Below are 13,590 nucleotides of genomic sequence, written 5' to 3'. Positions count from 1 at the left end.
ATGCAATTCACCATCACCCATCCCATGCACACCCATCCGTACAACCCGGAATTGGTCACCGGCGCCGGCGTTGCGGCAGTTGCCGCCGCGGCCGAAAAGGCCGGGTTCGGGGGTTTCGGGTTCACCGACCACCCCGCGCCCACCCAGCGTTGGCTGGAGGCCGGTGGACATGACGCACTGGATCCATTCGTGGCGATGGGATTTGCCGCCGCGCACACCACGACGCTGCGTCTCATCCCGAACATCGTGGTGCTGCCGTATCGCAATCCGTTCGTGGTGGCCAAGGCCGGCGCGACGCTCGACCTGCTGTCCGGCGGCCGGTTCACACTCGCGGTCGGGGTGGGCTACCTCAAACGCGAATTCGCTGCCCTCGGTGTGGATTTCGACGAGCGCGCCGATCTGTTCGAGGAGGCGCTGGCGGCCATCAAAGCGGTCTGGACGGGCGACGACGTGTCGTTCGAAGGCCGCCATTTCACCGCCAGCGGCATCACCGCGCATCCCCGTCCGGTGAGTCGGCCGCACCCGCCGATCTGGATCGCGGGCAACACCGGCGCGGCGCGGGCCCGCGCGGCCAAGTACGGCGACGGCTGGTGTCCGTTTCCGGCTCCCGCCGCGCTGGCGCAAACCGCTCGCACCGCGGTCATGGACGTGGAGCGACTCGCCGACGGCATCGAGGATCTGCACCGGCGGTGCGAGGCGGCGGGCCGTGACCCGTCGTCGCTCGACGTCACCTTCTCCAACCCCGACGGCGGTAACCCGGGCGACGACGACTTCAACGCCGACGCCTATCTGGACGGCGTGCACAAGCTGGCCGCGCTCGGCGTGACGTGGGTGCAGGTTCAGATCCCCGGCGACAGCCGGTCACACACGCTCGACGCCATCGAACGGTTCGGGGCGCTGGTCATCAAGGCGTGAATTGACCGCTGGGCGTGGGTAATTCGGCCGTCACACCGGCCCGGTCAGCGTCGAAACTGAAAAATCCCTTGATAGGCAGCGTCTCCGGCGGCGGATCCTCATAGCTCCACGCCACGTCGTCGACAACGGTGTCGCCGATGACGGCCGCCCAGTACGTCGCGTGGCCCTTGTAGTTGCAATAGGTCGACGTGTCGGTGCGTCGCAGTAGGTCAGTGCGCACCAGCGCCGGGTCGACGTAGAGCCGCGGCTGCACCGATGTCTCGAACACGATCACCGTGTCGCTGGTATCGACCAGCGTGGCACCCGCAACCTCAACGCGGAGAAGGCGTTTGGTGGGCCGGCAGTCCACGCGGTGATACGGGTTGGGCGGGTAGTGCACCAGCTTGCGGCCCTCTTCGAACCACGCATCGACGGCGTCCCACGGCACCGCGACATACCCCGGTGCCTCCGGCACGGGTTCGCCCGCCAGGTCGCCCACATCCGCCGGCAGGAACGCGTAGCTGAGTGGATGGTCGCGGCGATGCACCATCAACGCCCGCTCGGTGTCGATCACCTTGCGGTCGCCTCGGTAGGCCTCGATGCGTCGCGGATGCGGCTCGATGTAGACCATCTCGCCAGGCAGCGGGGGAGTGAACCATCCGGCGGGGTCCTTACCCAGCGGGCCGCGTCCTGCTACGAGACTCATGACGTCAAACATTCTGCCGCGAGATTGCCTCCAGGCCGAGAAAGTGCGAGTGGCGGCCTGCCGGAACGCAATTTCGCGGCGGACTGGAGGCGGGCCTAACGCGCGGCATTCGCCTCGGCCAGCACCTGTTCCAAATGTGCACGGTCGATGCGGCCACCGGAGAACGCCACCACCCGGCCCAGCGGGATATCGGCCACCATCCGCATGATGTCGGTGCCTAAACCGCCGGAGTCTGGCAATCCCGACGGTGCGGCGGAACTGAGGGCGGCGACGACGCGCGGACCGGCGACCGGATCGGCGAGGATCTCGCCGAGCGTGGATTCCAGCGTCAGCGGCACCCGAACGTCGTCCCCATCGACGGCGAGGGTTCCGGTGAGCCGCACGTCGCGACTCGACGCGCCGACGGAGATCACGTAGTCCCCGCCCTCCACGACCCACCGGTCGAGCCGGGCGTCCCAATACGCGAGATCGCCTCGCCGAAACTCGATTTCGACGGTTCCGCTCTCGCCGGCATCCAGGGTGATGTCGGCGAACCCGACCAGCCAGCGCGGCGGCCGGGCCACCGTCGAGGTCGGCAACCCCGCATACACCTGCACCACTTCGCGACCGCGACGTGTGCCGGTGTTCGTCACGGTGAGCCGGACCGTGATCCCGGACAACTCGAGATCGGTGTACGCGAATTCGGTGTAGGACAAACCATGTCCGAACGGATAGGTGACGTCGAGCCCGCGCGCGTCATAGGCGCGGTATCCGACGAAAACCCGTTCCCCGTACAGCACATGACCGTGTTCGCCCGGAAAGTTCAGATACGACGGGCAGTCTTCGAGTCGTGCGGGCACGGTCTCGGCGAGCCGGCCCGACGGATTGACGACACCGAACAGCACGTCGGCGATCGCGCCGCCTGCCGCTTGACCGAGCAACGCGCCGTCCAGGATCGCCGGCGCCAGCGCCGCGACGGGCGCGAGCCGCACCACGCCGCCGTGGGCCAGCACCACGACCGTGCGCGGCTGCACCGCCACCACCGCCTCCAGCAACTCGAGTTGCGTTGCGGGAAGCTCGATGTGGTCGCGGTCGTATCCTTCCGACTCATCGCTCGCGGCCAGCCCGAGAAACACCACCGCGACGTCAGCGGCCAAAGCGGCCTCAACCGCGTCGGCGGTAGAACCGTGGGAGTAGCTGACCGACCCTGCGAGAGCCCCTATCTCGGAGAGCGGGATGTCGACGCGCGTCGGGTTCACGTGCGAACTGCCGCCGCCCTGATACCTCGGCGACTGCGCGAACTCGCCGATGACCGCGATCGAATCATCCGGCCGCAGCGGCAGCAGGTCGCCGTCGTTCTTGAGCAGCACCACCGCGCGGCCGGCCGCCTCCCGGGCCAGAGCGTGATGCGCATCAACATCGAATGCAACTGCGGGAGAGGCACTTTCGGTAGCTTTCGCCGCCAGCCTAGCCACGTTGCGTGCCGCGCGGTCGACGGCCGCCTCGTCCAGACGTCCATCCCTGACCGCAGCAACGACCTCGGCGTCCGTCGCGCCGCCGCTCGGCGGCATCTCCAGATCCAGGCCGGCGGCGACGGATGCGACACGGTCGGTCACCGCACCCCAGTCGCTGACGACGACACCGTCGAAACCCCACTGCTCGCGCAACACCGTCGTCACCAACCAGACATCCTGCGCCGCATGGATACCGTTGATGCGGTTGTAGGAGCACATCACCGTCCACGGCGCCGCGTCGGCCACGATACGTTCGAAAGCGCGCAGATAGATCTCGCGCAGTGTCCGCGGGTCGACGTCCGAACTCGACCGCATTCGATCGGTTTCGGCGTTGTTGGCGGCGAAATGCTTCACCGACGCGCCGACGCCGCGGCTTTGCAGCCCCATCACCCACGCCGCGCCGAGAATCCCGGTGAGCAACGGGTCTTCGGAGAAGTACTCGAAGTTGCGGCCGCAGCGCGGGTCGCGCTTGATGTTCACACCCGGCCCGAGCAGAACATGCACACCCGCCGCCCGGCACTCGTCGCCGAGAGCCGCGCCGATCCGCTCGACCAGCGCCGGATCCCAGGTCTGGCTCAATCCGGCGGCAGGGGGAAAGCACGTGGCGGGGATACTGCCGGCGATGCCCAGGTGGTCGGGTGAGCCGAGTTGTTTGCGCACGCCGTGCGGCCCGTCGGTCATGACGATCGCGGGGACATCACCGACCGCCTTGGTGGTCCAGAAGTCTGCGCCGCTGCCGAGCGCGGCCTTCTCCTCGAGAGTCAACGCGATCATGGTTTCCCTTTGTACCGCCCGTCCGTCGACCCTTTACAGATGTACGTAAAAGTGTCACGCTGTGATGTGCCTCGCGTCACGCGCCGACGGCAAGCCCGCCCCGGACCGGATTGGATCCCGATGCCCACGCAAACGTCACCCATCGACACCCGCCTCGACGCCCGAGCCTTCAGCCGTCGAGCCCCCGCCGACAAGGTGCTGCACTACGAGTTGACCGTCGTCGCCGCCAGTGCCGTCGACGTCGTCGAATCCATCGGCGGCTGGTTGTTCGACCGCCAAAAAGCGGGCTGGGACGTCACCGTGCTGTTGGCCGACCTCGCCGGCGAGCGGGCGCTGCACATCCTGGGGCTGACCGTGGTGGAATTTGGCGGCGAATGGCCGGTGGTCAGAGACGATCCGGAGACCGACGCCACCCTGGCGATCTCCGGCGAGGTGTTGGTCGCCGACGACCCCGTCCGCGACCAGGCGTTGTCGGCCCTGCGTGCGAAGTCGAGCGAAGTTGCCATGTGGGGCGAGCGCTGCCGAGCCCATCTCGGCGCCACAGCCCAGCCGGTCGAATACCGGCCCAGCGCTGCGGCGCGGGCGTTCAAGCGGCATGCGCTCGACGCGGTGGGCATCGCGGCCCCCGACGGGCCGGTGGAGACGCTGTTCTGCCCCGGCGCGTGGCGCTACCGCGGGCGGGATTCCGATCTCGAGCCGGTGGGCTGACTACCTGGTCCAGCCGCGGCGCCGCATCCACCAGTCACGGCCGATGGCGAACAGCAGGAGCGCTGCGAAGCCGATGAGGAAAAAGTCCTCGACGCGGCCGACGTGGTTGCCGCGCAGCATCATCAGCAGAAATGCAACCGCGAGCAGGCCGCCGATGTGGATGATCCGCGGGTTCTCCTTGGACCATCCCCACTCCGCAGACGGCACGTCCTCGACGTCGACACCGGTGTATCGCTCCACCTCGGTGTTGGCCACGGCTGCTCCTCACGGTCGGGCTGGCGTTGGGCACATTCTGGCATACGACGCAGCGTCGTACCGCGGCCGTCCGGCCTCAGCGCAGTCGGCCGTAGCGCCGCAGCGCCTCGGCACGTTCGTGAGCGTGGTCGACGATCGGCTCCGGGTAATCCGTATCGAGTTCGGGAATCCAGCGCCTGACGTAAGCGCCGTCCGGGTCGAACTTGCGGGCCTGCGTCGTCGGGTTGAACACCCGGAAGTACGGCGCGGCGTCGGTGCCACATCCGGCCGTCCACTGCCAGCCGTGCTGGTTGCTGGCCATGTCGCCGTCGACCAGCTGCTCGAGGAACCACCGGGCACCCCACTGCCACGGCAGGTGCAGATCCTTCACCAGAAACGACGCCACGATCATCCTGATCCGGTTGTGCATGAACCCGGTCGCCGCGAGCTGCCGCATCCCGGCATCCACGAGAGGAAATCCGGTCCGCCCGGCCTTCCACGCCTCGAACGCGTCTCGTGCGGCGGGGCCGTCATCGACCTCGATCGCGTCGAAGGCCCGGTTCCAGTTCCACCACGCGCTGTCTGGCCAGTGGTAGAGCACCGCGGCGTAGAAATCCCGAAAAGCCAACTCCCGCAGGTACGCCTGCGCGCCCTTGCCGCGACCGAGGTCGACGGCCATGGTCCGCGGGTGAATGGCGCCGAACTTCAGATGCGCCGACATCCGGCTGGTCCCGTCGCGGTCGGGGCGGTCGCGGTCCTCGGCGTAGTTCTCCAGCGACCGTTCGACGAACCTGCGCCACTGACGTCGGGCTGCGCGTTCGCCGGCGGGGAGTTCGAGTTCGGTTCCGCCACCGGGGATGTCGACGCCGCCGGGCACGTCGGCCGGGTCGATCCATCGTGCCGACTGCGGTCCGGTGGCCGCGGGTGCGCGCCAACCGTGCGATCGCCACGCCTCGTAGAACGGCGTGAACACCTTGTACGGACTGCCGTCGGGCTTGGTGACGCGGCCCGGCGACACCAGATACGGCGAACCCGACGCGTGCAGCGGCACGTCGCCCAGCGCTTGTCGCACTGCCTCGTCGCGGCGGCGCCCGAACGGCGCATAATCCTCCGACACGTGGACGGAGGAAGCGCCAATTGCCTTGGCCAGAGCGGGAATTCGCTTCTCCGGACGGCCACGGGTGACGAGCAGCCTGCCGTCGAGACGAGCCCGCAGTTCGCGCAGCGCGTCGTAGAGATACTGCAGCCGTCGCGCCCCTGTCTTGGCCAAGCGGGGATCGAGCACGTAGCAGGCCAGCACCTCGCCGTCGGTGCGGGCGGCGTCGTGCAGCGCGGGCAGGTCCGCGAGGCGCAGATCCCGGCGAAACCACAACAGCGTGGGCATGGCATAGATGCTGCCCCGAATCGGCGATAAAGAAACGGAAGGGCGGCAGATGCAGTTCTGGAGTGGCACCGCGTTCATGGACACTGCCGACGCACTGGCCGTCGCGCAGATCCTCGACGAGGCAGGCTTCGACGGGATCGTGTGTTCCGATCACATGATCTATCCGCGTGAGTTGTCGTCGCCGTATCCCGATTCGCCGACCGGCAAGCCGGGGTGGCCGCCCGAAACCGCCTGGCCGGATTCGTGGGTTCTGATCGGAGCGATGGCGGCGGTGACGCGTCGGCTCCGGTTCTCCAACGCGGTGTACGTCGCGCCGGCACGCCCGCTGCTGGAGGTGGTCAAACAGGTGGCCACCGCGTCGGTGGTATCCGGCGGCCGGGTGGCGTTGGGTGTCGGCGTCGGCTGGATGCGCGAGGAGTTCGAGCTGATGGGCCAGGACTTCGCGAGTCGCGGCAAACGCCTCGACGAGATGATCCCGGCGCTGCGTGCGCTGTGGCAGGGCGGCTGGGTGTCGTGGAGCGGGCGGTACTACCGGGTGCCCGAGATGATGATCGAACCGCATCCGCCGGCGCCGGTGCCGATTTTGTGCGGTGGGGAATCGGAGGCCGCGCTGCGGCGTGCGGCGCGACTGTGCGACGGGTGGGTCGGCTACGCCTATTCGCTCGATGACGCCGCGACGTACGCGGGGAGGCTGACCGCGCTGCGGCGTAAATACGGGCGGGAGGACGAACCGTTCGAGATCCTGCTGGCGCTGACCGATCCGCCGTCGCGGGATCTCTACAGGCGTGCGGAGGATCTCGGCATCACGGCGGTGATGTGTGCCCCGTGGGCGATGCCCGATGCGCGCCCGGGCGACGGCTTCCGCGGCCCCATCGAGCGGTTCGCGGAAACGGTGATCGCGAAGATGCGTTGACGACGTTAAGTTGACACTTGTGATGACATCACTTTGATGTCACCATGACACCATGGATTTGCAGCCGTATGTGGAGGCGGTGCGCCACGAGCTCGGTGTCGCCGCCGCGGCCGGGGGCGCCGAGGCCGAGGCGCTGGCGGAGCGATTGACCGCGCCGCTCGAATCGGCCATCCGGCTCGCGCTGCTCGAGGCGCTGTCCGAGGCGGCCGAGCAGATCACCCGGGACATGGCACCGGGCGCGGTCGAGGTGCGGCTGCGCGGCCGGGATCCGGAATTCACCGTCACGACGGCGACGACGGACGTGCCCGACGTGTCGTCGTTCGCCGCGCCGGAGCACGACGACGGCGGCACGTGGCGGGTGACCCTGCGATTGCCGGAAAGCTTCAAACCCGCCGTGGACGCGGCGGCCCGCGGCGCGGGCGTGTCGGTGAACGCCTGGCTCGTTCGCGCGGTGTCGGCCGCCCTCGGCGGCGGCGCGGCCCGTGGCTCATCGTCTGACAAATCCTTCAGCGGCTGGGTCCGCTGAACCTCAACCGACAGGAGAGATAAATGCCCACCTTCCAAACACCAGATCCCATCACGGCAGTCGTCGAGGTGGTCGCGGGTTCAGTCCGGCTGTCCGCGACCGAACGCGACGACACCGTCGTGGAGGTCCGGCCCCGCGACTCGAACCGGGCATCCGACGTGCGGGCGGCCGAGCAGGCTCGGATCGACTACTCGCACGGCACGTTGAAGGTCACGGCGGGCCGCAAGATGTTGTCGCTGGGACGTGGCGGCGCGGTCGACATCGACATCGCGCTGCCCGCGCAGTCCCGGCTGAAGGCGTCGTCGGCCTACGCCGACGTATTCGCCGACGGCCGCTACGGCGAGTGCCGGTTCTCGTCGGCCGGCGGCGATCTCTCCGTGGAAGAAGTGAGCGGAAACGTCAAGGCCGACACCGCATCCGGTGACATCGCAGCGAGGACGATCGTCGGCTCGGTGGCCGTGTCCACCGCCTCCGGTGGCGCCACCCTCGGCCATGTGGACGGCGACGTGAAGTTCCAGACCGCCAGCGGCACACTGACGGTCGAGCGGCTGCGCGGCAATGTCAGCGCCCAGAGCGCGTCGGGGTCGGTCAGCGTCGCCACGGCCGTCAAGGGTGCGGTTTCGGTGCAGACCGCCAGCGGTGACGTCACCATCGGAATTCCTGAAGGCACTGCGGCGCAACTGAACCTGCGCACCCGTTCCGGTGCGGTGCGCAACACCCTGACGAGTACCGACGGGCCGAACGGCAGCGATGAGACTCTGCTCGTGCACGTGCGCACGGCATCGGGTGACATCGCGGTGCACCGCTCGGCGGCGACGGTGAGTTCCTAGCCGTAGGTCCTGTCGAGTGTGCAGGCACCGCGTCGACTGTGCGCAGGCCGCGGGATTCTTTGAGAATCTGCACGGTGGCGACACACTCGACGCGGTGACCGCACACTCGACGCCGTCAGCCGTACGTGAACGAGAACGCCTGCAGCCCTTTGGTGAAGCGCACCTCGAGCTCACCGCGCACAACGGCGTCACTGGCCACGAGCTGACGCGCCTGTGGCGGTCCACTGATCGGGATGGTCTTGCCCTCGCCGCCACGGATCACCGTCACCGTGCCCTCGCCGCCCACCACCAGGTAGACGTTGCGGGCCTTGTATTTCAGTGCGATGCCGGCGTTCTCGGATTCAGCGGTGGCGCCCTGATAGTCCAACTTCCACCGACCGCGGTAGGCGAAGGTGTCGTCCGGCAGATTCGCCGGATAGTCGAATGTCTCGGTGCCCTCATCGTATACGTCGGTGCCGCCGTAATTCACCATCTTGCCCACGCCGAGGTACGTCTCGGGCGTCAGCCCGGACACCGGAGTGGTGTCCACCGACTCGCTCGGCGGCGGCAGGTCGACATCGGGGTTCGCGTCGACCAGCAGCTGCCGGATCAGGTTTTCGGTGACGTCGTAGTCGCCTTCGCCGAACTTGATGTGGCGCACCGTCCCGTCCGCGTCGATCAGGTAATGCGCGGGCCAGTACCGGTTGCGGTAGTTCGTCCACGTCGACAGGTTGTTGTCGAGCGCGATGGGGTAGGTGATGCCCAGATCTTCGGCGCCGCTGACGACGTTGTCGGCCACTTTTTCGAAGGCGTACTCCGGGCTGTGGACGCCGATGACCTCCAGGCCCACATCCCGGTATTTGTCGTACCAATCGACCACGTGCGGTATTGAACGCTGGCAGTTGATGCACGAGTAGGCCCAGAAGTCGATCAGAACGACCTTGCCCCGCAACGACTTCAGATCGACCGGCGCGCCACCGGGGGTGTTCAGCCAGCCGGCAATTCCCTTGATATCGGGTGCGGTGCCGCAGCTTTCGAGTTCTGTGGCGCCGTTGGTGCAGTTCGACAGCTCCTTGTTCTGGTCGTTGACCAGGCCGCCGAGATTGAGCTTCTCGGCAATCTCCTCCGAGCCGACAACCCTGCTCTGCAGTCCGCTGGTGTAGTCGGGGATCGCGCGCTGCACCTTGGCCGGCACGTTGAACACCAACGCCATCGCGAACACCAACATCACGACTCCGCCGACGACGCGGATCCGGCGCTGATGACGACGAAACGCACCGACGCGCTCGGCAACTCGTTGGCCGGCCAGCGCAAAGAACAACAGCGGCAGGGCCGCTCCGATCGCGAAGGACACCGTCAAGGCGACGGTATTCAGGCCGATCGAACCGGTCGCTCCCGCCACCACGATGGCGGCCAGCACCGGCCCCGCGCAGGGCACATACAGCACGCCGAGCGCCAGCCCCAGACCGAAACCGCTTTTGCCCTGGCCCACTTGGCGTTGCGGGATCTTGGAGAACGGCTTCTCCAGGATCTGCTCGACGCGCGGAAAGATCAGCCCGAGCCCGATCGCCGTGAGCGCGATCAGCCCGGCCCACCGGATGGCGTCCTGCGGAAGATGCAGAAGCGACAGCAAAGCTGTGCCCACCAGGGTGACCAGGCTGAAACTCAGCACCAGTCCGGCAATGACCCGATAGGGCCGCAACGTCTCGCTCAGGGACCGTTTTGTTCTGACCGCAGTCAACACGTTGCCGGCTTCAGCACCCGCGGTCTGGGTGCCGGAGAAGAAGATCACTGGCAGCACGGGAAGGATGCATGGGGAGATGCCGGTGATCAACCCACCGAGAAACCCGATCAGGACAAGTGTGAACATGCCAGTTATTCGGAGCCGCAAGCGATTTGGATGGGTCCACAACGCAAACAGCCCGACCGCGTGGGCCGGGCTGTTGACGTATTCAGTTGTGGAGCAATCTAGTTCGCCGGCGGCATCAGCACCGTGTCGATCAAGTAGACCGTGGCGTTCGCCGTGCGCACCCCACCGCACACCACCGAGGCGTCGTTCACCTTGAGGTTCTCGCCGCCGCCGGTGACGGTGAGCGTCGCGCCCTGCACCGTCTTGTGCTCACCCACCACCTGCGAGGGGCTGGCCTGGCCGGGCACCACGTGGTAGGTCAGGATCTTCGTCAGCAATGCGTCGTCGGTCTTGAGCGTCTCGATCGTCGCCGGATCGATCTTGGCGAAGGCCGCATCGGTGGGGGCGAACACGGTGAACTCACTGCTGTTGAGCGTGTCGACGAGATTCACCTTCGGGTTGAGCTTGCCCGACACCGCGGACGTCAGCGTGGTCAGCAGCGGGTTGTTCGACGCCGCCACCGCCACCGGGTCCTGCGCCATACCCGTCACCGAGCCCGGTCCGGTCGGATTCTGCGCCGCATAGTCCGCGCACCCCGGACCGACCAGCCCGGCCGCCGGGTCCATCGGCGCTTCCATCGGTTTGGGCTCGGCGCTGGCCGGCGCGGCGGTCGCGCTCGTCGTCTCCGGCGCGGCCGAACTCGAGGCGTCCTCCGAACACGCCGACACACCCAGGACCGCGAGCGCTGCGAAGCTCGCCACGGCCACAGCGTTGCGGGCATTGCGATTGATGGTTTTCATGACGGTGTCACTCCCTTGTCGTGGACGGTCTGACACCGGGTATTCGGAGTGACGTGCGCCACGGATGGGTGCGACTTTCCCCGACGCGGCACAATAGATCGGTGACGACCACCCCAACCCGCGTGCTGATCCTCGGCAGCACCGGGTCGATCGGCACCCAGGCGCTGGAGGTTGTCGCCGCCAACCCGGACCGCTTCGAAGTCGTCGGACTGGCCGCCGGCGGCGGCAATCCCGGTCTGCTGGCCCGCCAGCGCGAGGAAACCGGTGTCACGAACATCGCCGTCGCCGACGCCGCTGCCGCGGCGCAGATCGGCGACGTCCCTTACACCGGACAAGACGCCGTCACCCGGCTCGTCGAGAACACCCAGGCCGACGTCGTGCTCAACGCCCTGGTCGGCGCGTTGGGCCTCAAACCCACGCTGGCGGCCCTGGCCACCGGCGCCCGGCTCGCGCTCGCCAACAAGGAATCCCTGGTCGCCGGCGGGCCCTTGGTCCTCAAGGCCGCCCAACCGGGTCAGATCGTGCCGGTGGACTCCGAGCACTCCGCGATGGCGCAGTGCCTGCGCGGCGGAACCGCCGACGAGGTCGCCAAGATCGTGCTCACCGCGTCGGGCGGGCCGTTCCGCGGCTGGACCGCCGACGACCTCGAACACGTCACACCCGAACAGGCCGGCGCACATCCGACCTGGTCGATGGGCCCGATGAACACGCTGAACTCGGCCTCGCTGGTCAACAAGGGCCTGGAACTCATCGAAACGCACCTGCTGTTCGGCATCGACTACGACCGCATCGAGGTCGTTGTGCACCCGCAGTCGATCGTGCACTCGATGGTCACCTTCACCGACGGCTCGACCCTCGCGCAGGCGAGCCCACCGGACATGAAGCTGCCGATCGCACTCGCCCTGGGCTGGCCCGAGCGCGTGCCCAACGCCGCCCTGGCCTGCGACTTCTCCCAGGCGTCGACCTGGGAGTTCGAGCCGTTGGACGCGGACGTCTTTCCCGCGGTGGACCTGGCTCGCGAGGCCGGCAAGACGGGCGGCTGCCTCACGGCGGTCTACAACGCGGCAAACGAAGAAGCCGCCGCAGCCTTCCTCGACGGCCACATCACCTTCCCGGCCATCGTCCGCACGGTCGCCGAGGTGCTGCACGCCGCCGACCGCTGGGCCGCCGAACCCGCTACCGTGGATGACGTACTTGACGCGCAACGCTGGGCCCGCGAGCGGGCAAAGCAGGCGGTTGAGCTCGAGGCCTCGAGAAAAGGGTTAATCGCCAAATGATGTTTGTGATCGGCGTCGTGCTGTTCGCGCTCGCCATCCTCGTTTCGGTGGCCCTGCATGAATGCGGGCACATGTGGGTGGCGCGTGCCACCGGGATGAAGGTGCGCCGCTACTTCGTCGGCTTCGGCCCGACCCTGTGGTCCACCCGTCGGCCCAACCAGCTGGGGGAGACGGAGTACGGCGTCAAGGCCATTCCACTGGGCGGCTTCTGCGACATCGCGGGCATGACGTCGGTCGAGGAACTCAAGCCCGACGAAGAGCCCTACGCGATGTACAAGCAGAAGACCTGGAAGCGCGTGGCGGTGCTGTTCGCCGGCCCGGGCATGAACTTCGTCATCGGCCTGGTGCTCATTTATGCCATCGCCGTAATCTGGGGCCTGCCCAACCTGCACCCGCCGACCGGCGCGATCGTCGGCGAAACCGGTTGCGTCGCAACGCAGATCAGCCAAGACCAAATGGGTGAGTGCACCGGCCCCGGCCCGGCCGAGCTGGCCGGCATCCAACCGGGCGACACCGTGGTGAAGGTCGGTGACACCGAGGTCTTTACCTTTGAGGAGATGGCCACCGCGGTCCGCAAACTCACCGGACCCACCGAGATCACCCTGCAGCGCGACGGGCAGACCATCACCACCGTCGTCGACGTCACGCCCACCCAGCGCTGGATCCGCGAAGGCGACGGCGAGCCGGCCCCCCAGACCGTCGGCGCCATCGGCGTCGCCGCCGCACAGTTCCCGCCCACGCAATACAACGCGCTGTCCGCGGTGCCCGCGACGTTCGCGTTCACCGGCGACCTGGCCGTCGAACTGGGCAAGTCGCTGGCGAAGATCCCCACCAAGGTCGGAGCGCTGGTCGACGCGATCGGCGGCGGCGAGCGCGATCCCGAAACCCCGATCAGCGTGGTAGGCGCCAGCATCATCGGCGGGGACACCGTCGCCAACGACCTGTGGGTGGCGTTCTGGTTCTTCCTCGCGCAGCTGAACTTCGTGCTGGGCGCGATCAACCTGGTGCCGTTGCTGCCGTTCGACGGCGGCCACATCGCGATTGCGGTGTTCGAGAAGATCCGCAATATGATCCGGTCGGCCCGCGGCATGGTGGCCGCGGCGCCGGTGAACTATCTCAAGCTCATGCCCGCTACCTACGTAATCTTGGTAGTGGTGGTCGGCTACATGTTGCTGACCGTGACCGCTGACCTGGTCAACCCGATCAGACTTTTCCAATAGGAG

13 protein-coding genes are annotated in these 13,590 nt (G+C 67.6%); 7 read left to right on the top strand and 6 right to left on the bottom strand.

Annotation, left to right across the window (positions count from 1 at the left end):
• Window positions 1-915, top strand: coding sequence for an LLM class F420-dependent oxidoreductase (locus CWS39_RS13830; protein ID WP_102143499.1), 915 nt, complete (start codon window positions 1-3; stop codon window positions 913-915).
• On the opposite strand, the gene CWS39_RS13825 is transcribed toward CWS39_RS13830, so the two are convergent.
• Both CWS39_RS13825 and CWS39_RS13820 read right to left on the bottom strand, forming a co-directional pair.
• On the bottom strand, window positions 905-1,600 hold the full coding sequence (locus CWS39_RS13825; protein WP_102143498.1) for a DUF427 domain-containing protein: 696 nt from the start codon (window positions 1,598-1,600) through the stop codon (window positions 905-907). The genes CWS39_RS13830 and CWS39_RS13825 overlap by 11 nt on opposite strands.
• A 95-nt stretch (window positions 1,601-1,695) precedes the next feature.
• The gene (locus CWS39_RS13820; RefSeq protein WP_102143497.1) at window positions 1,696-3,867 is read right to left on the bottom strand and encodes a glycoside hydrolase family 3 C-terminal domain-containing protein; all 2,172 of its coding nucleotides are present in this window, start codon (window positions 3,865-3,867) and stop codon (window positions 1,696-1,698) included.
• Window positions 3,868-3,987: 120 nt separating this feature from the next.
• Between CWS39_RS13820 and CWS39_RS13815 the strand changes: the two genes are divergently transcribed.
• The gene (locus tag CWS39_RS13815; protein WP_102143496.1) at window positions 3,988-4,575 is read left to right on the top strand and encodes a hypothetical protein; all 588 of its coding nucleotides are present in this window, start codon (window positions 3,988-3,990) and stop codon (window positions 4,573-4,575) included.
• Here the strand turns inward: CWS39_RS13815 and CWS39_RS13810 are convergent, their stop codons facing one another.
• Window positions 4,576-4,830, bottom strand: a complete 255-nt coding sequence (locus tag CWS39_RS13810; protein WP_102143495.1) for a DUF2631 domain-containing protein — start codon at window positions 4,828-4,830, stop codon at window positions 4,576-4,578.
• A gap of 76 nt (window positions 4,831-4,906) precedes the next feature.
• Window positions 4,907-6,193 (bottom strand): cryptochrome/photolyase family protein, encoded by a 1,287-nt coding sequence (locus CWS39_RS13805; RefSeq protein WP_102143494.1) that lies wholly within the window; start codon window positions 6,191-6,193, stop codon window positions 4,907-4,909.
• A 49-nt stretch (window positions 6,194-6,242) separates the two neighbouring features.
• On the opposite strand from CWS39_RS13805, the gene CWS39_RS13800 reads away from it, so the two are divergent.
• Genes CWS39_RS13800 through CWS39_RS13790 form a run of 3 tightly spaced genes read left to right on the top strand, consistent with a single transcriptional unit; the run spans window position 6,243 to window position 8,462 of the window.
• Window positions 6,243-7,106: a TIGR03619 family F420-dependent LLM class oxidoreductase gene (locus tag CWS39_RS13800; protein WP_102143493.1), complete on the top strand. Its 864-nt coding sequence runs from the start codon at window positions 6,243-6,245 to the stop codon at window positions 7,104-7,106.
• A gap of 52 nt (window positions 7,107-7,158) precedes the next feature.
• A complete protein-coding gene (locus tag CWS39_RS13795) occupies window positions 7,159-7,632 on the top strand; it encodes a histidine kinase (RefSeq protein ID WP_102143492.1) in 474 nt (157 codons plus the stop codon).
• Between the two features lie 23 nt (window positions 7,633-7,655).
• Window positions 7,656-8,462 (top strand): DUF4097 family beta strand repeat-containing protein, encoded by an 807-nt coding sequence (locus CWS39_RS13790; RefSeq protein ID WP_102143491.1) that lies wholly within the window; start codon window positions 7,656-7,658, stop codon window positions 8,460-8,462.
• Between the two features lie 115 nt (window positions 8,463-8,577).
• On the opposite strand, the gene CWS39_RS13785 is transcribed toward CWS39_RS13790, so the two are convergent.
• A complete protein-coding gene (locus CWS39_RS13785; RefSeq protein WP_102143490.1) occupies window positions 8,578-10,311 on the bottom strand; it encodes a cytochrome c biogenesis protein DipZ in 1,734 nt (577 codons plus the stop codon).
• A gap of 98 nt (window positions 10,312-10,409) precedes the next feature.
• Window positions 10,410-11,090 (bottom strand): fasciclin domain-containing protein, encoded by a 681-nt coding sequence (locus CWS39_RS13780; protein ID WP_102143489.1) that lies wholly within the window; start codon window positions 11,088-11,090, stop codon window positions 10,410-10,412.
• Between the two features lie 101 nt (window positions 11,091-11,191).
• Between CWS39_RS13780 and dxr the strand changes: the two genes are divergently transcribed.
• Together dxr and CWS39_RS13770 are read left to right on the top strand one after the other, a co-directional pair.
• Complete coding sequence (dxr, locus tag CWS39_RS13775; protein WP_102143488.1) at window positions 11,192-12,367, top strand: 1-deoxy-D-xylulose-5-phosphate reductoisomerase; 1,176 nt, start codon at window positions 11,192-11,194, stop codon at window positions 12,365-12,367.
• Window positions 12,364-13,587: a M50 family metallopeptidase gene (locus CWS39_RS13770; RefSeq protein ID WP_102143487.1), complete on the top strand. Its 1,224-nt coding sequence runs from the start codon at window positions 12,364-12,366 to the stop codon at window positions 13,585-13,587. The genes dxr and CWS39_RS13770 overlap by 4 nt, the downstream gene beginning before the upstream one ends.
• Window positions 13,588-13,590 lie beyond the last annotated feature (3 nt).

The sequence above is a fragment of the Mycobacterium hubeiense genome, from assembly GCF_002838065.1.
GTDB classification, from domain to species: domain Bacteria; phylum Actinomycetota; class Actinomycetes; order Mycobacteriales; family Mycobacteriaceae; genus Mycobacterium; species Mycobacterium hubeiense.
This window is presented reverse-complemented; position numbering and strand designations above follow the sequence as displayed.